Origin of the sequence: Nannocystis sp. RBIL2 (assembly GCF_026626745.1) — a bacterium.
GTDB lineage: Bacteria > Myxococcota_A > Polyangia > Nannocystales > Nannocystaceae > Nannocystis.
On sequence record NZ_JAPNJW010000002.1, the window covers coordinates 3,794,629 to 3,814,483 of the forward strand.

Annotated in this window: 14 protein-coding genes; 9 read left to right on the plus strand and 5 right to left on the minus strand. The window is 72.7% G+C overall.

What is annotated here, in order from left to right:
* Positions 1 to 168 precede the first annotated feature (168 nt).
* Positions 169 to 3,219, plus strand: coding sequence for an AgmX/PglI C-terminal domain-containing protein (locus tag OV090_RS40100; RefSeq protein ID WP_267710136.1), 3,051 nt, complete (start codon positions 169 to 171; stop codon positions 3,217 to 3,219).
* 89 nt (positions 3,220 to 3,308) lie between these two features.
* Here OV090_RS40100 and OV090_RS40105 read toward each other — a convergent pair whose 3' ends face one another.
* From OV090_RS40105 to OV090_RS40115, 3 genes are read right to left on the minus strand one after another with little or no spacing between them, the layout of a single operon-like run.
* Positions 3,309 to 4,025 (minus strand): tetratricopeptide repeat protein, encoded by a 717-nt coding sequence (locus OV090_RS40105; protein ID WP_267710137.1) that lies wholly within the window; start codon positions 4,023 to 4,025, stop codon positions 3,309 to 3,311.
* Entirely contained in the window at positions 4,003 to 4,557 is a 555-nt protein-coding gene (locus OV090_RS40110; protein WP_267710138.1) for a sigma-70 family RNA polymerase sigma factor, read from the minus strand. The genes OV090_RS40105 and OV090_RS40110 overlap by 23 nt, the downstream gene beginning before the upstream one ends.
* 43 nt (positions 4,558 to 4,600) lie before the next feature.
* Positions 4,601 to 5,725 (minus strand): hypothetical protein, encoded by a 1,125-nt coding sequence (locus OV090_RS40115; protein WP_267710139.1) that lies wholly within the window; start codon positions 5,723 to 5,725, stop codon positions 4,601 to 4,603.
* A 95-nt stretch (positions 5,726 to 5,820) separates the two neighbouring features.
* Between OV090_RS40115 and OV090_RS40120 the strand changes: the two genes are divergently transcribed.
* Both OV090_RS40120 and OV090_RS40125 read left to right on the plus strand, forming a co-directional pair.
* A complete protein-coding gene (locus OV090_RS40120; protein WP_267710140.1) occupies positions 5,821 to 6,645 on the plus strand; it encodes a hypothetical protein in 825 nt (274 codons plus the stop codon).
* Between the two features lie 48 nt (positions 6,646 to 6,693).
* Positions 6,694 to 7,524, plus strand: coding sequence for a hypothetical protein (locus OV090_RS40125; protein ID WP_267710141.1), 831 nt, complete (start codon positions 6,694 to 6,696; stop codon positions 7,522 to 7,524).
* A 66-nt stretch (positions 7,525 to 7,590) separates the two neighbouring features.
* On the opposite strand, the gene OV090_RS40130 is transcribed toward OV090_RS40125, so the two are convergent.
* Positions 7,591 to 8,238 carry a TetR/AcrR family transcriptional regulator gene (locus OV090_RS40130; protein ID WP_267710143.1) on the minus strand — a complete coding sequence of 216 codons (648 nt, stop codon included), beginning with the start codon at positions 8,236 to 8,238 and terminating at the stop codon, positions 7,591 to 7,593.
* 394 nt (positions 8,239 to 8,632) lie between these two features.
* On the opposite strand from OV090_RS40130, the gene OV090_RS40135 reads away from it, so the two are divergent.
* Both OV090_RS40135 and OV090_RS40140 read left to right on the plus strand, forming a co-directional pair.
* Positions 8,633 to 9,199 carry a hypothetical protein gene (locus tag OV090_RS40135; RefSeq protein ID WP_267710145.1) on the plus strand — a complete coding sequence of 189 codons (567 nt, stop codon included), beginning with the start codon at positions 8,633 to 8,635 and terminating at the stop codon, positions 9,197 to 9,199.
* Positions 9,160 to 10,260, plus strand: a complete 1,101-nt coding sequence (locus OV090_RS40140) for a hypothetical protein (protein ID WP_267710146.1) — start codon at positions 9,160 to 9,162, stop codon at positions 10,258 to 10,260. The genes OV090_RS40135 and OV090_RS40140 overlap by 40 nt, the downstream gene beginning before the upstream one ends.
* Positions 10,261 to 10,335: 75 nt before the next feature.
* Here the strand turns inward: OV090_RS40140 and OV090_RS40145 are convergent, their stop codons facing one another.
* On the minus strand, positions 10,336 to 13,623 hold the full coding sequence (locus OV090_RS40145) for a PAS domain S-box protein (protein WP_267710147.1): 3,288 nt from the start codon (positions 13,621 to 13,623) through the stop codon (positions 10,336 to 10,338).
* Between the two features lie 140 nt (positions 13,624 to 13,763).
* Between OV090_RS40145 and OV090_RS40150 the strand changes: the two genes are divergently transcribed.
* The 4 genes from OV090_RS40150 to OV090_RS40165 all read left to right on the plus strand — a co-directional run bounded on the left by OV090_RS40150 (position 13,764) and on the right by OV090_RS40165 (position 19,814).
* Positions 13,764 to 14,660, plus strand: a complete 897-nt coding sequence (locus tag OV090_RS40150) for an SIR2 family protein (protein ID WP_267710148.1) — start codon at positions 13,764 to 13,766, stop codon at positions 14,658 to 14,660.
* A gap of 14 nt (positions 14,661 to 14,674) precedes the next feature.
* Entirely contained in the window at positions 14,675 to 16,978 is a 2,304-nt protein-coding gene (locus OV090_RS40155; protein ID WP_267710149.1) for a hypothetical protein, read from the plus strand.
* 155 nt (positions 16,979 to 17,133) lie between these two features.
* On the plus strand, positions 17,134 to 17,739 hold the full coding sequence (locus OV090_RS40160; RefSeq protein WP_267710150.1) for a hypothetical protein: 606 nt from the start codon (positions 17,134 to 17,136) through the stop codon (positions 17,737 to 17,739).
* 839 nt (positions 17,740 to 18,578) lie between these two features.
* Positions 18,579 to 19,814: a hypothetical protein gene (locus OV090_RS40165; protein ID WP_267710151.1), complete on the plus strand. Its 1,236-nt coding sequence runs from the start codon at positions 18,579 to 18,581 to the stop codon at positions 19,812 to 19,814.
* The last annotated feature ends 41 nt before the right edge of the window (positions 19,815 to 19,855 follow it).

Consider the following 19,855-nt stretch of genomic DNA (forward strand, 5'->3'; position numbering starts at 1 on the left):
ATCGAGCGTGCGCGGGGCGACGAATCGCGCGAGCGCGCCAGCGACGGGCCGGTTGCACGTTCGCGCGGATGAACGACGTACGCTGCCGGGATGCCGTCGTCCGACCCCTCGTCGTCACAGAAGACGCGACCTCGTGCGGGTGGGCGGCCTGTGCCATCCTCGGCTCTCATGCCAATCTCGCCTCGCCTCGCCGCGCTCGCGCTCTTCTCGGCCCCTCTGGCGAGCTCGGCTTGCGACCGCCCCGGCGATCCGACGAACGCCGCCGGGGCAGCGGAGGCGCCCGCGACCGACCCGTGGACGCTCGCGACCCTCGAGTCCCTGGGCGAGCGCGCCGCCGTGGTCGCAGTCGTGCGTCACGACGCCTGGCCGGCCGTGAACGCCCGCCTCGCCCCGCTCACGCCGCACTTCGGCGAGCAGCAGCTCTCGCGTACGGCCCTACTGCTGGCCGGCCAGTTACCTGTCTTTTTGCACATGCTCTTTGGACCAGCGGCATCAGCCGCTCCCCCGCTGACCGGCCTCGATCCGGCGCGCCCCCTCGTGCTCGCGCTCGACGAGCCGGCCCTCGCCGCCCCGGCCGGCCTGCTCGCCGCCGAGCTCTCGCGGCACCCGGGAGCGCTGCCCGGTCTGCGGCACGAGCTCGTGCTCCCGGCCGTCGATCCCGCCGGCCTCGCCGACGCGCTCACGCGCTGGTTCGACGGCCTCGGGCGCCAGGAGCCCGCCCTGGCCGCCGCCACGCCGGGGGCGCGGGCGTGGGTGCTGGGACCCGGCGATCTCGCCGCGGTCGTCCCCGCCGCCGACGCTGTCCGCGTCGTCGGCCTGCAGCGCGCGCTCGTCCCCGCCGGTGCCTCGATCGAGAGCGTCCCGCCGGCGCTGCGGGGCGAGCTCCTGCGGGCGAGCCCACCGGCCGCCGCTCGCACCACCGGGCTCGCGCTGGCGGCCGCGAGCGGCGAGCCGCTGGCCGTGTTGCTCCGCCCCCGCGTGTTGCCGGCGCTGCTGCAGTGGCAGCGCGCCCGTGCGGCCGCCGACGCGCTCGCGCTGGCTACCCACGTCGAGGGCGCCCAGCTCCGCCGCGCCTCGCTGGCCGCGCTGCTGCGCTGCGAGAGGGCGTTCGGCGACGGCGCCGTCGACCTCGACGACTGGCTGCTGACCGCCGCTGACGACCCGCACGGGCTGCGCCTCCGCGTCACGGCCGGCCTAACCCCGGCGGGCGCGCAGGCCCTCGGCGATCCGTCGGCCCGCGAACCGCTGGCGCTGCGCGGCCCCGCGGTCGCCAGCGCCGCCGTGCGCCTGACCCTCGTCGATCGGCCGGACCCGGGCGACGGTCGGTCGCTCCGGCTCGACGCGGCCGAGGCCCTGGCCGCCTGCGAAGATGTCCTTCCATACATGCTCTTTGGGACACCTATGTCCGCGCTCCGGGGCCCACGCATCAACATTCCCGCGACCCTCACCGCGCAGGTCGCTATCACTGCTCTCGCCGGCGACGACCTGCGCGGCGCGGTCGCCCTCGACCTCCCGGCGACCATCGCCATCGCGCCGCTGCAGGCCTTCGCCCGCCAATTCGTCACCGGCCTCGGCCGCGAATTCGTGCTGCACGACGAGCTCGCGGGCGAACGCCAGCGCGTGTCTTTCGGCATCGGCGTCGATCCGACGACCGTGTTCGCCGACACCACCGAACCAGTCGGGCTCGCCGCCGCCCGCGTCGACCTCTCCGTCCTCGCGCCGGCGCTCCGTCCCTTCGCCCCCGATCTCGTCGCGCCATTGCAGACGTATCGCAGGGCCGCCCTCGACCTCGGGCGCGAGGGCTCGCTGCTGCGCGGCGAGCTCGTGCTCGACGACGGCGAGCCGCTCGCGGCGCGCCCGCTGCCGGATCCCGCGAGCCTCGTCGGGCCGGCCCGCGCTGCCGCTGCGTCCTCCCCGGGCCTCGATTGCGCGCGCTCGTTCATCGCCCAGGCGATCGATACGCTCGACCTGGCCCGCCCGCCCGCTGCCCCGCCCGCGGGCGAGGCGCTCGATCGATCGCTCGCCGCGGCCGAGCCGGCGCTGCGCTGCGTCGAGGCCGATCCCGCGACCGCCGCCCACGCCCCCGCGCTCCGGCGCATGCTGCCGCTCGCGCTCGCCGACCTGCTCGCCGACGCCTTTCGCCCCTCCGAGGCCGCGCGCGTGCTCGCGGGCCCGTGCGAGGCCGGCGACGCGTTCGCGTGCCGGCGGCGCGCCGAGCTCGCGCAGCTCCCCGACGTCGCGCTGCCCGGGCTGCACTCCAACTGTCCCACGCACCACGCTCGCCACGCCCATCGCCTCGCCCTCGCCGGCGACCGCCTCGCCCTCGACGACCGCCCCGTCGCCGACCTCGCCGCGCTGACGCAGCAGCTCGCCGCGCTGGCGGAGGAGCGGGACCCCAGCCTCGAGCTGGCGATCGACAGCGCCACCACGTTCGCGGCCCTGCGCCCGCTGCTCGCCGCGCTGTCGCTCCGTCGCGACCTCCGCCTCGGCATCGTCGCCGGCCACGACCGCGGCATGACGACGTCCTATCAGATCCCCATGGCCGCGCCGCAGATCGCCGCCAGCCCGCCGACGTCCTCGCAGCTGGCGCCGATGCCGGCCCACCTGCGCGTCGGTGCCCTCGTGCTCACCGGCGACGGCACCGCGCTGCGCATGCGCACCGGCACGACCGCGCTCGGCAGCTATCCGTACCTGCACGCGACCACGATCGAGGCCGACGCGCGCGAGCGACCCGACAATCACCTGCCGCCGATGGTCGTCGCCACCGAAGAGACCCCGTGGTCGACCGTCGCCGTCGCTCTCGCCGGCACCTGCGACCCACACGCGCTCGCCGAGGACGTCGACGTGCAGGCGCTGCTCGGCCCGCCCGATCGCAGCGTATCGATCTTATGGGACCCCCACGGCCCCAAACCCCTCTCGGTCAAGCCGAAGGCGCGCGGCCCGAACAACATCAACTCCGGCCTGTTCAGCGCCAAGCCCCGCGTCGAGTACTGCTACGCCCGCGCCCTCGCCGACGCGCCCGCGCTCGCCGGCAAGGTCGTCGTCGAGTTCGCGGTATCGGCCGCCGGCGAGCTCGGCGCGGTGACGGTCGCGTCCTCGACGCTGCGTCACCCCGAGGTCGAGCGCTGCATCGTCGACGCGATCGAGCGCCACACCTCCTGGTCCTCGGCCGACGCGGACGCGGTGATCCGTTGGCGGTTCGACTTCACCCGCCGATGAGATGTCCCCGGCGGGTTCGGCGGCGAACCCATCGAGCCGACCATCGGTGAGTACCAGGTCGAGCTGCTCGACAAGCTCGCATCATGACATCATTCGGCGCACAGGCCCGCGACCGTACGCGCGTGCGGCGAATCGGGGAATGCTCGCACCAGCTCGGCCGCCGCTGCGCGGGCCTCTGCGCGCCGGCCGAGCTCGCACTGCGCCTGCGCGGTGAGCAGCATGCGCTCTTCCACCAGGTGGCCGTTCGGGAACTCGCGGGCGTGCTGCTCGAGGGAGGTCAGCGCCGCGCCCGGATCCTTGCGGCCGAGGGCCCCGCGAGCGGCTCGCAGCAGCGTCAGCTCCGCGTCCAGCCCCGGCATGTCCTTCGGGACATCTGCCGCTCGCGTCCCCGACTGCCGCGGCCGCTGCTCTTGCGGCGCGACGGTCGGCGCCGCCTCGGGAGCGGCCGACGAAACCGCCTCGCGCACCACCGGCGCCCCGCCGCGGGCCTGCGTCGCCTCCGCGCTCGTGTCGGTCGCCGCCGCCTCGTGCGCCGCCTGGCTGCCCGCGTCGCCGGTGTCCCGCTGCAGCAGCCGCGCGCGCGCTCCGACGACCAGCAGCAGCACCGCGGCCGCCACCAGCACCGCGCCCCACATCAGGTCGCGCCGGCGCGTCGAGGGCCGCACCGGCGGCGCCTCGTCCTCCTCGCCGATGGCCGCCTGCAAGCGGGACCACGCGGCCGCGCGCGCGTCGGCCGGCATGCGCTCGCTGCGATAGGCGGCGACGATGTCGCGGCACTTCTGCTCATTCAGACTCTGCGGATCCATCGCGACCTCCGGCGACGAAGCTGGCGAATCGCCTGCGCGCGCTGTTGAGACGGGAATAGAGGGTGTTGAGATTGACGCCGAGCTGCTCGGCGATCTCGGGCACCTTGAGGCCCTCGAGCTCGGCGAGCATGAACACCAGGCGGTGCTCCTCGGACAGGGTGGCGAGGAAGCGATCGACGAGCGCCCGCGCCTCGATCGCGGCGACCACCTCGTCAGGCGCCGGCCCGGAGCTCGGCTCGGGCGCGACCGTCAGGCGGCGCAGGTGACGGGCGTGGCTGCGCCGGTGGTGCAGCACCACGTTGCGGGTGATCCCGAACAGCCACGACGGCAGGCTCGCACGCCCGTCGTAGTCGGCGAGGCGGCGGTGGACCACCAGGAACACCTCGTGGAACGCGTCGTCGCGGCCGGCCCCCTCGACCCCGAAGTTGCGGAGCAGGCGCCACACGAAGTCCGCGTGGTCGCGGTAGACCTGCTCGAGCGTCGGCGTCGACCTCGGTCGGGGGCTGGGTTCGTGGGCGGCGGTCGGCTTCACGGCGACTTGTTGTGGTTTCCCGGCTCGCCGCCGATCCGTGAGCTCAGCCGGCCCTGCCGCGCCCGAACCGGAATTCGAGCCCCAGGGCCGCCCGCAGCGACACCGGCGCGATCGTGAACATGCGCCCGAGCCCGGCCGCGCTGAACGTCCCGCCGAGCAGCGGCACGCCGACGTCTGCGCCGAGCCAGAGCGCGAGCCAGGGCCGCGGCGCCCACGCGACCGCCGGCCCGAACACCACCGCCAGCCACGCGATCCGGTCGGTCCGCCCGCCCTGGAACCCGACCCCCTCGCCGAGGGCCTGCCCGCCCTCGAGGCCGCCACACAGCGGAAACTCGACCTGCCGCGCCCGCAGCACCCCGCAGCCGCGCGCGCCCACGGCCCACAGCCGCACCCGCGCCCCCGCCTGCGGATCGATCTGCGTGTACTCGGTCGTCGGCGCCCGGTACAGCCCCGTCACCTCGACCCGCCAGCGCCGGCCCAGGAGCCCGCCCGCGAGCCCGACCGCCGGCCCCACCCGCGGCGTCCCCAGCGCCTCGAGCCCGCCCGTGACGCGCACGAACCCTCGTAGCCGGGTCGCGCGAGCGGCTGGCTTCGGGGACATGTCGGAAGAGACATTCCCTTGGATGGGGCCCGGCCGAGTCACGCCAGTGCCCGCCGCGGGCTCCGGCGCCCGCTCGACCGGCGCGACTTCCGTCCCCGGGGGCAGATCGGACGCGCCGACATCGCCTGTCCCGAGGGACATATCACTCGCGCCGACCTCGGCCGAGGATGTCTCGTAGGACATGTCCTTCGGAGCGAGTTGGCCCGGCTCGGCGCTCGGCGCCGGCACGATCGCCCCTTCGGCCGGGCGCGTGAGCACGCCAGGGTCGACCACCACCGCGGTCACGAACGCGGCCGCGTCGCCGATCTCCGCGCACGAGCGGCCACGCAGGGTCCGCTTGCTGCGGCCCTCCGCCGCCTCGAGGTCGAGCGTCGCCGACCAGCGGCCCTCGGCCTCGCGGCGCACGTCGACGCTCACCCGGACCGGCCGCGACTCGGTGGCGCCGGCGAGGTAGCGCGCGAGGCTGTCCTGAAAGCCATGTTGAGCGCAGCGCGGATCGCCGCGCCAGGTCACTTCGATGTCTTGCGCAGGCAGCGCGGCGACGAGCGCGAGGACGAGGGGTCCCACGGCCGGGAGACTAGCGCGCCCGCGGCCCCGGCCCGGGGAGAATTTTCGCGACCCTGGCTCACGGAACTCGACCCGGCCGGGAAACCACCCAGCGCATGTCTATCGACTCCGACCTCGCGTGCGATCGATTCGCCGTCGCCACCATCCTCTTATCGACCGCTATCCTGGCCTGCGCCCCGCCTCGCGGCGACCTCGGCGTCTATACCGAGAACGACCCCGCGGACAGCACCGAGAGCGCCGGGACCACCAGCGGCGCGCCGACGTCGAGCGGCGGGCCAGACGCGCCGGAGCCGGCGAGCGAAGCGGCGTGCGCCGAGCAGACCGATCTGAGCGCCGCCTGGCACAACGTCGTGTTCGACCCGGACATCACCGCCGACGACTTCGCCGCCGCCTGCGCGGTCACCGACCTGCAGCTCGATCCGGCGCACCTCTTCCTCGACTGTGCCGGTCAGGGCGTGCGGATCGCCCTCGGCGACGCCCAGCTCTCGCCGCTCTTCGCCGTCGGCGACGCGGTCGCGCTCGACTACCGCTCGCTCGGCAACCGCTACGAGACATGGTTCACCCTGCGACGGCCGGACAGCGAGGCCACGCTCCTGCTCGCCGGCGTCCGGGCCGTCACCCTCGCCCCGGCCGGCGCCCCCGACTTCTTCGCCCCGTGGACCATGACCTCTGGCGCGGGCGCGTGCCCCATCACGCCCACCTGCGAGTCGCCGCGCGAGAAGCTCGCCGTCGAGTTCAGCCACGCGGACGGCGCGACCACCGTGCTCCCGCCGTCGCGGACGATCTTCGGCGCCTCTGCGCGCTACGAGCTGAACGTCGGCACTGCCCTCCTCAACTACCGCGAATTGCCCGGGTGCGACCTCACCGATCTCTCTCCGCACAACTTCGCGGCGCGGATCGTCCTCGCGCCCGCCCCGTGATCCAGCCCCTTCATCCATCATTACACCCACTCGAGAAATAACACTACCATGCAGACCCTCCCCCGCATCCTCGTCATCCTCCCCGCCCTGCTCATCCTTGGCTGCCTCGCGCCCAAGGGGAACCTCGGGCAATACACCGACTCCGACGGCGGAGAGACCGACGGCGCCACGACCGGCGGCGACGAGACCACCACCGCCGACGCGGGCACCACCCTCGAGAGCGAGACCAGCCCCGACGATCCGCCGCCGGCCTGCGCCGGGCCGGACGAACCGACCTCGGAGTCGGCGGAGTTCCTCTTCGACCCCCCGCTCGGCGGCGAAGGCTTCGCCGGCGAATGCGAGGTGAGCGCGATCGAGACGAATCAGGACGTCACCCAGGTCGCGCTGACCTGCGGCGAGCAGGCCGTGCAGCTCCGCCTCCAGCTCGACGAGCCGCTGGCTCAATTCGCGGTCGGAGACCCGCTGGTGCTCGACTATCGCGTGCAGATGTCGTTCGGCATCAGCGAGTGGTTCAGCCTGCGCTCGCCGGCCCCCGACGGCGCCCTGTTGCTCGGCGGCGTCGCGGCCGAGGCCCTGGTGCCCCCGAACGCCGACTCGTTCTTCGCCCCGCTGACCATGACGCGGCAGGACGGCGTGTGCCCGACGACGATCGATTGCGACAACCTGGAGGAGCCGATCGCAGTCGAGTTCACGCACGGCGACGACACTGCCGTGGTGTTCGCCCTGCACAGCGCGGTGATCGGCGAGTCGTACCGCGTCGGCGCCAGCACCGCCCGCAAGCACTACAGCGAGGCGAACGACGGCCTGGGCGGCTTCTGCGAGGTGTTCGACGTCCCCGAATACTACTACCGCCTGATGTTCCACCGCCTGGGCGAGTGATCGACGACTGCCCAGGATCCGGACGCGCGTCTGAATGTCCCTTCAGGACATGCTCTTTCAGGCATGTCAAGACGCGGTCCGGCTCGGCCGTTTGCCCCGCACCCTGTTCACGATCTCGGTCAGCGACGCGATCAGCACCTCGGGCGTGTACTGCGGCGGCGGGCGCAGCACGGCCTCGAGCACTGCGGCCCCGGTCATCGTCGCCAGCAGGTATATGGTGGCGTCGGGCACCATCGCGGTCTTGACCGCGCGCGCGCGCAGCTCGCGAGACGCGAACGCGATCTCGAGCAACAGCTCGCGCGCCTGCTCGACCGCGGGGATCTCCCACAGGAACGGGACCTCGCGGACGAGCACCGTGACGATCGAGCGCCGCTTGTGCACTGCGGTGAATATCGCCGTGATCCAGGCCCGCATGGCGTCCTCGTGCGGCGAGTCCACCAGCGTCACGTGGGCGCGCAGGTCGGCCACCAGCTCGTCCAGCACGTGGCGGACGACCTCGGCGACCAGCGACTGCTTATTGGGGAAGTACTCGTACAGCGAGGCGATACCGACGCCGGCGAGGTCGGCCACGTGGTTGGTGGTCAGCGCCTCGTAGCCGTCCCGCTCGAGGATCCGAGCACCGGCTTGCACGAGCGCGAGGTAGGTCGCCCGCGCCCGCGCCTGCGTGGGACGCTTGCGCGGCGAGAGCGAGGGTGGGGTGCGTTTCTTGGCCATGCGTGGAACCCGAGTCGAGCCGAGCGGTGATTCTGATACAGTTGTGGCTTCGAAACCGCACCGCCGACCGGCGCGCGCTGGCGTCATCCGCTCGCGCCGGAGCCGTGGGCCGGCGCGTACGACGAGGCGCGCCGGACCGCGCTCGGGGTCGAATGGGGTCCATCACCCTCATGGGCCGCATGAGGGCCGATGTTCGCCCGGGAAACCGAGTACCTCCATTCAGGCGTGGTGAGCGACGACCATGGTGACGGCGCCCGCCAGGCGAGAAAATGACCTCCAGCGGGCGATTACCGGCTGATCTCCCGGGGGCGACGCGCAGACCGCACGGTCTTACGGGGATCCGAGTATGATCGAGCTTTGCACGGGACTATCCTCGTGGTGAGGCGAGAATTCGATGTCCATTGCCACCCGCGTCGTCGCGTTCGCGTCCTTGATGATGTCTCCCTGCGTGGCTTGCTCCGACGTCCCCGCCGCGGGTGGAGACGGCGGCTCGTCCGCCACCGACGAGGGGGACGACTCGACGACCACGGGTGTCGACTCGACGGCCACGGGCGTGACCCCGACGACCACGGGCGTGACCCCGACGACCACGGGCGTGGACCCGAGCGGGACCGACTCGGAGAGCAGCGGCGACGAGCCGCCGCAGGGCTGCGTCGATTCCGACGCCCCTTGGCTGCAGGGCTACCCGATCCCTCGTGAAGATTCCCTACCCGGCGATCCGGTGCTCGGGCTCGATGCGCTGCTCACCGAGGACTACGTGTCGTGCGGGATCCCCTGGGAGCTGTTCCCGATCGCACAGCCCCTCCTCGGCACATACGCCGACGGGCCGAGCCTCGCCTGGCGCCCGGGCAAGAACGCCCAGGTCCCGGCCGGGTGGAACGTGCTCGAGATGAAGGACGGCTCGGAGCTCGTCTCGCCCAATTGCTTCAACTGCCACTCCGCGAGTTCAACGGCGAGCTGATCCTGGGTTTGGGTCGCCACGACGCCGACTTCACCAGCGACCTGTTCGCGCTGATGCAGCTCGTGCCTCCGCTGCCGGCCTTCACCGACGCGGGCAAGGCGTTCAACAAGTTCCTCCAGCGCTTCGCGGTGGTCGGTCCGGCTTCGATCATGCTCACGGCCGGGACCAACCCGGCCATCGAGTTCGCGTTCATCCTGCTCTCGCACCGCGACCCGGTCACTCTCGAGTGGTTGGACGAGCCGATCCAGGATCTGCCCGAGGACATGATGATCCCCGCCGATCCTCCGCCGTGGTGGCATTCGAGGAAGAAGGCCACGCAGTTCGCCAATGGCATGTCTCGCGGCGGCGACCACCGTGGCACCATGATCCTGGCCTCGTCGCTGTGTACCGACACCACGGCCGAGGCGGCGGTGATCCTCGACTATTTCATCGATGTCGTGGCCTACCTCGAGTCGATCGAGCCGCCCCAGTACCCCTATCCCGTCGACACCGAGCTCGCGGCTGCCGGGGAAGAGGTGTTCCTGTGTCACTGCGCGGGCTGCCATGGCAACTACAGCGCCGACGGGGAGAACGACTACTACCCCAACATGCTGATCCCGCTCGAGCTCATCGGCACCGATCCGGTGTTCGCCGCCTACGGCGCGGGAGAGTTCAACTACCTCGAGGAGTGGTTCGAGTCGAGCTTCTTCGGGGCAGTCACCCAGCTCGGGGTCACCGAGCCGTTCGTCGGCTACGTGGCGCCGCCGCTCGACAGCGTGTGGGCCAGCGCGCCCTACTTCCACAACGCTTCGGTCCCCACGCTCGACCTCGTGCTCGACAGCGGCGCGCGCCCGACGTACTGGAAGCGCGTCGACTTCGACAGCACCCACTACGACTGGGGCGCCCTCGGCTGGCCGTACGAGGTGCTCGACCATGGTCAGGACCAGGCGGGACCGCTCGAGCAGCGCAACCTCATCTACGACACCACCAAGCCGGGGCACAGCAACGCTGGCCACCCCTTCGGCGACGCGCTGACCTCCGAGGAGCGGGCAGCGGTGCTCGAGTACCTCAAGACGATCTGAGCGGCTCCTGTCCGCGAGTCAGCGCCCGCCGCAGCGACGGCTCGCACGGCTCGCGTGCGAGCCGTGAGACGTCCGTCAGCGCCCGTCGCGGCCGGCGAGCTCGCAGATCGCGGTGACCAGGTCGAACGGCTCGCACGGCTTGCCGAGGTGCTTCTGGTAGCCGGCGAGCAGCGCCCGCGTGCGGTCCTCGAGCCGCGCGTAGGCGGTCAGCGCCAGCGCCGGCGTGCGCCCGCCGTCGCCGACCGGGCGCTGACGCAGGCGGCGCATCCAGTCGTAGCCGTCCTCGCCGGGCATGGCGATGTCGGACACGATCACGTCGGGCCGCTGCTGCGTGACCAGAGTCAGCGCCTGCTCGCCGTTCTCGGCGGTCAGCACCACGGCGCCGGTCGGCTGGAGGAACGCGGCGACCAGCTCGCGCGCGTCGCGTTCGTCGTCGACGATGAGGATCTTGAGCCCGCGCAGGTCGGCCTCGCGCGGGACGGCCTCGCCGACGGCCGGGCCCGCGGCCGCGCCGGAGGCCACCGCGCTGACGCGGCCGGCCTGGCTGGCGCGGGTCGGCAGGCGCACCACGAACTCGGCGCCCTGGCCGACCCCGTCGCTGTGGGCGGTGATCGTCCCGCCGTGGCCCTCGACCAGGTGGCGCACGATCGCCAGGCCGAGCCCGAGCCCGCCGTGCTGGCGCGTCGTGCCCGAGTCCTCCTGGCGGAACTTGTCGAAGATGTGCGGCAGGAACTCGGCCCCGATCCCGCGGCCCGTGTCCTTGACGGTGATGACCACGAGGTTGCGCCCGGTCAGCTCGAGCGCCACGTCGACCTTGCCGCCGCGCTCGGTGAACTTGACCGCGTTGCTCAGCAGGTTCCACAGGATCTGCTGCACGCGCTCGGCGTCGCAGACCAGCGGGATCACCGGCGGCTCGGGCCAGAACGCCAGGCGCACGCCCTTCGCCTCGGCGGCCGGGCGGACGATGTCGAGCGCGGCCTCGGCGATCTGGACCAGCTCGGCCGGGCCGACCCGCAGCTGCAGCTTGCCGGTGATGATGCGCGTGGTGTCGAGCAGGTCCTTGATCAGCCCCGCCTGCGCCGACGCGTTGCGGTCGATGGCGTCGATCGCCTTCTGCCGCTGCTCCTCGCTCAGGCCGGTCCGCCGCAGCACCCGCGACCAGCCGAGGATCGCCTGCAGCGGCGTGCGCAGCTCGTGCGACACGACCGCGAGGAACTCGTCCTTGGCCCGGTTGGCCGCGTCGACGCGGGCGCGCTCGCGGCGGGACAGCTCGAGCAGGCGGGCGTTGTCGAGGGCGAGGGCGATCCGGCGCCCGAGCTCCTCGGCCAGGGCGAGGTCGTGGTTGTCGTAGAGCCGCCCCGAGCCCTTCCACGTGCCGACCGAGAGGGTGCCGAGGATCGCCCCCTGGACCGGCAGCGGCACGATCGCCGACGAGCGGACCGCCAGCGCGGTCAGGGCCTCGTGGTGCGCCGAGTCGCGGGCGATGCCGGCCAGGATCGCGTCGCTCTCGGGCACGAACAGCGAGCGCCCGCTCGCCATCACCCGCGCGTAGGTGTGCTCGCCGTCGCGGTCGAGCGGCAGGCGGCCCTGCGCCGCCACGTAGGTGCGCAGGCGGGTCTGCGTCGCCGGGTCGATGTGGGCCACCGCCGGGACCGCGAACGAGCCGTCGTCGCGGCGCAGGTGGATCACGCACCAGTCGCCGAAGCTCGGCACCACCAGGTCGACCACCCGCGCCAGGGTCGCGTCGCCGTCGAGCGACTCGGCCAGCACGCGCCCGGCCTCGGCCAGCAGCGCCATCGCCTCCTCGGCCCGCTTGCGCCCGGTGATGTCGAGCACCGTCTCGACGATGCCCTCGATGTTGCCCTCGAGCACCCACGGGTAGTAACTGACGAGGAAGTGCCCCGGCAGGCCGTGGCGCTGCGGCAGCATCACCGACACCTCGACGTCGCTGATCGTCTCGCCGCGGTCGCGGACCCGCTCGAGCATCGGCTCGATCAGCGGCGCCACCCACGGCACCACCTCCGACAGCCGCGCGCCGAGGTGGACGTCGACCGGCTGGTCGTTGATCGTCGCCAGCGCGCGGTTGATCCGGCGGTAGCGGAGCTCGCGGTCGAACACCGCGAAGCCGATCTGCGCGCCGTCGAGGATCGCCGTCAGCTCGGTCTCGGCGCGCCGGTGTTCGCTGACGTCGAACATCGACGCGACCATGCGCGTGGGCCGGCCGACCGTGTCGCGGGCGATCCAGCCGCGGTCGAGCACACGGACGAAGTTGCCGTCGCTGCGGGCGAACCGGTACTCCTCGACCCAGCGCTCGGCGCCGTCCTTGATCGCGCGCTCGACCCCGACCGCGACCCGCTCGCGGTCGTCGACGTGGATCCGCGCCAGCCACCAGTTCATGTCGTCCTCGACCTCGTCGGCGCGGTAGCCGAAGCGGGTCGAGATGGCCGCGTTCCAGCGGGTCTCGCCGGTCTTCACGTCCCAGTCGCGCAGCGCCTCGTTGGTGGCGCGGTTGACCAATTCGTAGCCCTGCTCGGCCCGCACGCGCTCGGTCAGCTCGAGCACCGTCGCCGCCACGCCGGTGACCGACCCGCGCGTGCGCACCGGGTAGAAGCACACGTACCAGGTGCGCTCGCCGTACAGGTTGAAGTGGTCGGTGGCGTACGGCACCCCGGTGCGCAGCACCTCGGCCAGCAGCGGCATCGTCACCGCCAGGTGCGGCGAGATCTCGCTCGGCGTGCGGCCCAGGTGCGACGCGGGCGACGCCCCGTTGAGCTCCGCCAGCGCCCGGTTGACCCGCACGTAGCGCAGCTCGCGGTCCAGCAGCGCCAGGCCGACCGACGCGCCCTCGAACAGCGCGTCGAGCTGCGCCCGCACCTCGTCGTCGCCGTGGAACGCCGCCAGCGCCGACGCCAGCTCCCGGCTCGGGCCGATGCGCGGGCGCATCGCGTGGATGTCGGTGGCGGTGCCGACCCACCGCTCGACCGGTCCGGCCGCCAGGCGGACCGGCTCGACGCGGGCGCGGTGCCACCGGAGGTCGCCGTCGCGGCGCCTGACCCGGAGCTCGCACTCATAGGGTTCTCCCCTGCCGAGGGCCTCGGCGTGGCGGGCCGCCAGCGCTTGCAGGTCGTCCGGGTGGATCACCCGGGCCATGACCTCGACCGGGGGTAACTGCTCGGGCACGCCGGCGTAGCGGAACCAGGCGGTGTTGACGAATTCGAGGTCTCCGGCGCCGCCATGGGCCCAGAGCAGGTGCGTCACCGCGTCGGCGAAGCGCCGCAGCGCAACTGTATTTTGAGACAGGTCCGACGCTGATGGGGGTCCAGCGGCCCCCGCTCGCGGCGGATCTCCCGACTCGCGCTGCACTGGGCAACCGTAGCACGAACGCCCCGCCGCCCGGCTGCGGCGGAGGGGCCTCCGGCGGCCGACGCGGACCGGGGCTTGGGGGCGGCAGGAAACTCGCGGCGCCGCGAGCGTCCGTGTACCGTTGGCGCGGGAGCCGAAGCATGCCCTCGCAGTTGACCGACGCCGAATGGAGCCAGCTTCTGTCGCGGATCGAGCGAGGCGAGTGTACGCCCTTCCTCGGGCCCGGCGTCGCCCTCGGTCGGCTGCCGCTGCCGGGCGACCTGGCGATGCGGTGGGCCGACGAGTATCAGTACCCGCTCGAGGACCGCTGGAACCTGCCGCGCGTGGCCCAGTACCTCGAGCTCGAGAAGGGGCCCCGGTGGCTGCGCGAGGAGCTGGCCAAGGCGCTGGCCGACGCGACCGCGGCCGAGGCCGGCGGCGACGTGCTGCAGCTGCTCGCGGAGCTGCCGTTCACGACGTACGTCACCACCGGCTACGACGACCTCCTCGCGCAAGCCCTGCGCGCCGCCCAGGTCCGCCGCGACGACCGCCGCACGCCGCGGAAGCCGCGGCTCGACTTCTGTCGCTGGCACGAGACGCTGCGCTCGGCCGCGATGCCGACCCCGTTCGAGGCCGACCCGCACTACCAGCCCTCGGCCGACGAGCCGTTCGTGTTCCACCTGCTCGGCCAGGCCGCCTTCCCGCAGTCGCTGGCGCTGACCGAGACCGACCACTACGACCTGTTCGTCGCCACCGCGCGCCACCCGAACACCGTGCCGCCGTCGGTGCACCGGGCGCTGCGCGGCGGCCCGCTGTTGTTCATCGGCCAGCCGCTGACCGACGCCAACTTCCGCGCCCTCGCCCGCAGCCTCGGCGGCGCTCACTACGGCGGCCTGCAGGACGGCACGCTCTCGGTCCACGTGCGCCCCGAGGGCAACGACGCCGCGATCCGCTACCTCGAGCGTCACTTCGGCGAGCAGCGCATCAAGCTGTACTGGGGGACCCCGCTCGAGTTCCTGCAGGAGCTGCGCGAGCGCTGGCTCCGCGACCACGAATAGCGCCCCGGAGGTCCATGTCCGCACCCAAATCAGGCCCGCAGAGCCCCTTCCCCGGACCCCGCCCCTACGAGGCCGGCGAGCGCGACCGCTTCCACGGCCGCGCCGGCGAGCGCCGCGACCTCGCGGCCCTGGTGGTCGCCAACCGCCTCACCGTGCTCTACGGCCCGACCGGCGCCGGCAAGACCTCGCTACTGGCCGCCGGCCTGGTGCCCGAGCTCGAGCGGGCCGGCTTCATGGTCATGCCGCTCGCGCGCCCCGGCGGCCTTCTGCCCCCGGGCACCAACCCGATCCACCTGCGCAACGTCTACAGCGCCAACGTGCTGATGCACTGGCACCACGGCGACCTCGACGGCGTCGTCAAGCACACCATCACTTCGTACCTCGAGGCGATGCAGGACCCGCGGCCCGAGCGCCCGCTCGCCCTGATCATCGATCAGTTCGAGGACCTGTTCGCCACTCACACCACCCAGTGGGAGCAGCGCGAGGCGTTCCTGCGCGAGCTGGTCGAGTGCCTCGCCAAGCCCGAGCGCGGGGTCGAGGAGCGGCCGGTGCGGGTCTGCCTGGCGATCCGCGAGGAGCAGCTGGCCGAGCTCGAGCGCTACGCTCCCCTCCTCCCCGACCTCTTGCGCGTCCGCTTCCGCCTCGACCCGCTGCGCCGCCCGGCCGCGATCGAGGTCATGACCCACGCCGCCGGCGGGATGTTCTCGCGGCCCGACGCCGAGAAGCTGGCGACCGACCTCGGGCACCGGCGCGTGCGCACCTTCGGCAAGCTGGCGCTGGTCCCCAGCGAGTTCGTCGAGCCGATGCAGCTCCAGCTCGCGTGCGACGAGAAGTGGCGCCGCGGCGGCAGGAGCGGCGCGATGGCCAAGCCGCGCGACCCCGACGAGGCGCTGATCCGCTACCTCGACGCCGGCATCGCCCGTGCCCGCGCCGGCTGGAACTCGGAGGCGAAGATCCGCCGCTTCATCGGCGACAAGCTGCTCACCCCCGAGGGCGCCCGCAGCGCGGTGATCCGCGGCAAGCGCAACACCGGCGGCCTGAACAACAAGCTGGTCGACCGCCTCGAGCAGGAGCGGCTCGTCCGCGCCGAGGAGCGCCTCGGGACCCGCTGGTACGAGCTCGCCCACGACCGCCTGCTCGAGCCGATGCGCCTGTCCAATGCGACATGGTTCGAAAGCCAGCGCCGCCGTCGCCGCGCCCGCCGGATCGCGCTGCTGCTGCTGCTGCTCGTCGGCGTCGGCGTGGCCGGCTGGTTCGGCGCGCAGTGGGCCCTCGCCCGCTATCAAGGCCTCGAGGGCGAGAAGTCCGGGGTCGAGGAGCAGCTCGCGGACGCCAGCCGCACCCGCGAGGCGCTCGAGCAGTCGCTGGCCAAGGCCGAGGGCGCCCACGCCGTCGAGCGCCTGCGGGCCCAGGCGCGCGGCCTCGACGTCGACCTCGTCGGCCTCGCCGACGACGTCCAGGCCGCCCGCGGCGTGATCGCCGAGATGGCCAGCTTCAGCCCGCGCGGCCGCGACAACGAGCCGGCCGACCTCACCAACTTCGTCGCCGTCGCCGCCGAGCTGCCCGGCCTCGGCGCCCGCCTCACCGGCCTGGTCCAGCGCCACGGCGAGCTCACCGCCGAGCTCACCGCCGCGAGCGCCGCCCGCCCGGTGGTCGAGGCTGACCTCAAGGCCCTGGCCAAAGAGACAGCCTCGCGCGGCCCCGAGCTCGAGCGCCTGCGCGTCGAGCTCGACGCCGCGGCCGCCGAGCAGACCCGCCAGCGCGCGCGCGTGCTGGCCGAGGTGGCCGGCTTCGAGGCCCCGCAGCGCGGCGCCAGCGGCGACGCCCGGGCCCGCGAGATGGCCCGCGAGCTGTGGCGCGACGCCTTCTTGCTGCTGCAGCGCGGCAGCACCGAGGACGCGCGCGGCCGGTTCGAGCGGGCCCACCTGCGCGACCCGGCGAGCGCCCCCTCGTGGGACATGCTCGGCCGGATCGCCCAGACCAGCGGCGACCTCAAGACGGCCGAGCAGTCGTACCGCAAGGCCCTCGCCCAGGCCCCCGACTACGGCCCCAGCCTCGGCAGCATGGCGTCGCTGTACCTCACCAAGGAATGGTTCCTCGACGCCGAACGCTGCGCCCGCGAGGCCCTGGCCGTCCAGCCGGACCTGCTGAGCGCCCGCATCGTCCTCCGCGCGGTCCAGCAGCGCGGCCAGAGCGAGGTCGAGAGCGACGAGGAAGGCCTGAGCCCGAAGAACCCGTGCGTCCGCGGCACGGCAGCCCCGGCGACCGCCCCCGCGGGCCCGCCCGCCAGCCCCGAGCCCGCCAAGCCGGCCGAGTGAGCCCGGCTTCGCGCACCCAGCCGCTCGCCCGGGCGGCTCGGCGCGGCCGCAGATCTGCGCCGGAACGCCCGCGAATCGTGGCACCGCGCGCAGTTCCTCGCCCCTGACCGAGCCTCCGCCTATGCTCGATCGGGCACCGAGCCCTGCCGTCCTCGATGACGAACGAGCCCGCCCCAGACCGCCCAAAGCGCAACGCGCCCGTCGTCCCGGTCCCGACCCCGACCGCGCTCCAGCCCGCCCCGACGACGCGACCGGCCCCGCCCGCGCCCGGCGCTCCCGACAGCGAATGGCAGGTGTGCGAGGCCGACCTGCCGGCGGTGATGGACGCCCTCACGCCCCTGTGCAAGCAGCTGAAGCTGCGCGATCGCTCGTCGCGCGACCAGGTGCACTGGCACCTCGAGCTCCTGCACCTCGAGCTCTGGATCGACGTCACTGCCGTGGCCGACGGCGAGCGCACCCTGGTGGGCGTGCAGATCCGTCCGGTCCGGGGCACCTTCGTCCGTCCGCCGGACACCTTCCTCCGCGATTACCTCGCCCTGATGGCGGCCCTGTTCGTCGTGCTGTCCCTCAAGAGCGGCGAGCCCGGGTCGATCGCGCTCGCGCTCTCGATCTTGAACCTCCCCCTCCTGGTCATCGCGCTCGCCGGCGGCGGGCCTTGGCGACGCCACTTCCGCGCCCAGGAGACGTGGGCGAGCGAATGGCGGCGCGAATTCTGGGCGGCTCTGCATGGGCGAGTCGGCCCGCGCGCGCTCTATCGCTGAACGCGTCCCCCCGAACGAGCAGACGGGGCTCATGTCACGAACCAGCGGCCTGGGCGAGCCGCCGACGATGACGCGACCTGCCGTCGCGGTCCTCGCATTCTCGAACGCGCGCGACCCATGCCGCACATTTTGCGAATGTCCACAGTCGCGCCCTCGGCCGCGCGCGCGGTCGTCGTCCGCCGCCCCCGGCCGACGCGCCCGCAACCCTCATTCCGCAGCGTGCAGTCCATTAAGGACAGCGCGTCGCCATCGGCCCACCCGGGCGTTTGTGCGCGGTTCGTCCGCCTCCGTCGACCTCGCCGTGCCCGCGCCTGCTGCGCATATCCTCAGGGCTTCTCGCATGTATCGATGCTTTGCACGCTGCCGAAGAGCGGCCGCGCGCGCCGGCGGTCCAGATCGATGCATTACCGAGCGGGCGCGCCGACGACGAATGCTGTTCCATCGCCAATCCATGGCGAGCGGAGCCGCCCATCGATACGCCGCCGTGCGAGATAACAATGAGTAGAGGCGCGTCGGGTGGCACGAACCCGTTCGGCGGACGAATGAGCGATCTCGCCGCGCCCGGTCCGCGGCGACGATAGCGACCTTCAGCCCGGTTCCGCCCCTGTTTGACGCCCTGCTCAGTCCGGTCCATCTAACCGGCGCGCCGGTCATGGGCCAAAAGGCGGACTGCGCACAATGGACTGCCCGTCGGGCAATCGCTCGATCACCACACAGCAGCGGCGAAGGCATCCGCAGGCCCCGAGGAGCCGGCGAGACGCCTCGTCATGCCGCACGCGATGCCCGGGCAGAGCGTCGCGAGACCGAAGCACGACGAACACATGCGAGAGTGAGGAGACATGGGAAAGCAGCAGATGGACAACAATGAGATGCAACTGCTCAACCAGGCGATCCAGGCCGCATTGCAAGGCGGATTCGGGCAGCAGTTCGGCGGCTTCGGCGGCCAGCTCCCCGAGGGCCAGTTCGAGAAGCTCGGCGACCTGATGCACGAGCGGGTCCGCGAGGCGATCCGCGAGAAGGTCGTCGAGGCGTTTCACGAGCGGCTGATGGAGGTGATGAAGGATCGCGTCCGTGACCTCGTGCGCCAGCGCCTGGGTCAGGAAATCCGGAACGCCCTCCTCGAAGGCCATGGCGCACCGGGCGGCTTCAACCTCGACACCGTCACCACTCGCTTGAGCGAGCGCTTCAGCGAGATGGTGCATGAACGACTCGTCGAGGCCATCCGCGAGCGGGTCGGCGACGCCCTCCGCGAGCGACTTCACAACACGATCCGCGAGGCCGTCAGCGAGGGGCCGACCGCGCAATTTTTGGACTGGAACGCGACGGAAGGCATCGCCTTCAAGATCCGCGAGCGCATCGAGACCGAGATCCGCGAGCGCGTCGTCGACATGGTCCGCGAGCGGCTCCGTGAGGCGATCCGTGAGCGCGTGCAACAGGCGTTCCGCGAGCGGCTCCCGGAGGCCCTGAACGCGGCCCTCTCGCAGAAAAAGGCGAAGGGTGGCGATCTCGAGGTCATCGTGATGCTCGTCCGTGACAAGCTGATCGACACGCTCGAGAGGCGCCTGGGCGAGGGCATGCGGGACCGCCTGCGTGAGATCATCCGCGACGGAGTGGAAGAGATCGTCCGCGACCGCCTGCGCGAGGCGGTCCGCGCGGCGCTGGCCGAGAAGTTCAGCGGCGGCCAGCTCGGCGGCAACGCAGGTTACTACCCCGGCTTCGGCGGGCAGAACGGCGGGCAGCAGGGCGGCTTCGTGATGGAGCAGCTCCGCGAGCGGATCATCGAGAACGTCCGCGACCGCGTCGGCGAAGCGGTGCGCGAGCGCCTCGAGACGCGCATCAAGCAGAAGATCGAGGACACCCTCCGCGAGCGGCTGGGCGGCGCCCTCCAGTCCGTCCTCGCCGAACAGACGACGCTCGGCGGCGGCTTCAACCCCGAGTATATCGTCGAAGCCCTGCGCTATCGCCTGGCCGAGAACCTCCGGTACGACGTGTCCGGCGCGGTCTTCGAGAGCGTCGGCGACGCCGTGCGTGAGCGCTTCGGCGAGGCGCTGCGGACCGCTCTCTCGCAACGATGAGCGGTCGCTACCCGGTCGGCCGCTGGCGCTCCACCACGACG

Coding starts and splice junctions, on each gene's coding strand:
- OV090_RS40100 (WP_267710136.1), top strand. CDS start 169: ATGCCAATCTCGCCTCGCCTCGCCGCGCTCGCGCTCTTCTCGGCCCCT.
- OV090_RS40105 (WP_267710137.1), bottom strand. CDS start 4,025: ATGGATCCGCAGAGTCTGAATGAGCAGAAGTGCCGCGACATCGTCGCC.
- OV090_RS40120 (WP_267710140.1), top strand. CDS start 5,821: ATGTCTATCGACTCCGACCTCGCGTGCGATCGATTCGCCGTCGCCACC.
- OV090_RS40125 (WP_267710141.1), top strand. CDS start 6,694: ATGCAGACCCTCCCCCGCATCCTCGTCATCCTCCCCGCCCTGCTCATC.
- OV090_RS40130 (WP_267710143.1), bottom strand. CDS start 8,238: ATGGCCAAGAAACGCACCCCACCCTCGCTCTCGCCGCGCAAGCGTCCC.
- OV090_RS40135 (WP_267710145.1), top strand. CDS start 8,633: ATGTCCATTGCCACCCGCGTCGTCGCGTTCGCGTCCTTGATGATGTCT.
- OV090_RS40150 (WP_267710148.1), top strand. CDS start 13,764: ATGCCCTCGCAGTTGACCGACGCCGAATGGAGCCAGCTTCTGTCGCGG.
- OV090_RS40155 (WP_267710149.1), top strand. CDS start 14,675: ATGTCCGCACCCAAATCAGGCCCGCAGAGCCCCTTCCCCGGACCCCGC.
- OV090_RS40160 (WP_267710150.1), top strand. CDS start 17,134: ATGACGAACGAGCCCGCCCCAGACCGCCCAAAGCGCAACGCGCCCGTC.
- OV090_RS40165 (WP_267710151.1), top strand. CDS start 18,579: ATGGGAAAGCAGCAGATGGACAACAATGAGATGCAACTGCTCAACCAG.